Source organism: Microbispora sp. H10670 (assembly GCF_014161385.1).
Lineage (GTDB): Bacteria > Actinomycetota > Actinomycetes > Streptosporangiales > Streptosporangiaceae > Microbispora > Microbispora triticiradicis.
Genome location: NZ_JABBWW010000106.1, coordinates 1 through 563, shown reverse-complemented (window position 1 = coordinate 563; position 563 = coordinate 1). Strand labels below are relative to the sequence as shown.

The following is a 563-nucleotide window of genomic DNA, read 5'->3' as shown; positions in this document are numbered from 1 at the left end:
CCGCCGACCATGAAGAACTCCTCACGCCCGGCCTCCTTGATCGCCGCCAGCACACCGATGCCCTGGTCGTCGTCGTGGTTCCAGATCGCGTCGATCTTCTTGTGCGCCTGCAGCAGGTTGCTCGCCACCTGCGTGCCCGACTCCACCGTGAACTTCGCGTCCTGCTTGGCGGTCACCTTGAAACCATAGGTCTTCAGCGCGTCCTCGAAGCCCTTGCTGCGGTCCTGGGTCAGCGGCAGCGTCGCGATGCCCTGGATCTCCAGGATCACCGGGTCGGCCACACCCTTGTCCTTCAGCGTCTTGCCGATGAAGTGACCCGCGGCCACGCCCATGCCGTAGTTGTCGCCGCCGATCCAGGTCCGGTACGACAGCTTGTCGGGGAACACCCGGTCCAGGTTGATCACCGGGATGCCGGCGTCCATCGCCTGACGGGCGACCTGGTTGAGCTGCTCACCGTCGTTGGGCAGGATCACCAGCGCGTTGACCTTGGCCTGGATCAGCGACTCCACCGCCGAGATCTGCTGGTTGATGTCGTTGGTCGGCTCGACCGCCTTGAGCTCCAC

The 563-nt window shown here is 64.8% G+C and carries 1 protein-coding gene; it reads right to left on the bottom strand.

Annotation, left to right across the window (positions count from 1 at the left end; genetic code table 11):
• The coding region (locus HHX33_RS34765; protein ID WP_182878265.1) for a substrate-binding domain-containing protein at positions 1–563 on the bottom strand (563 nt) is incomplete at both ends.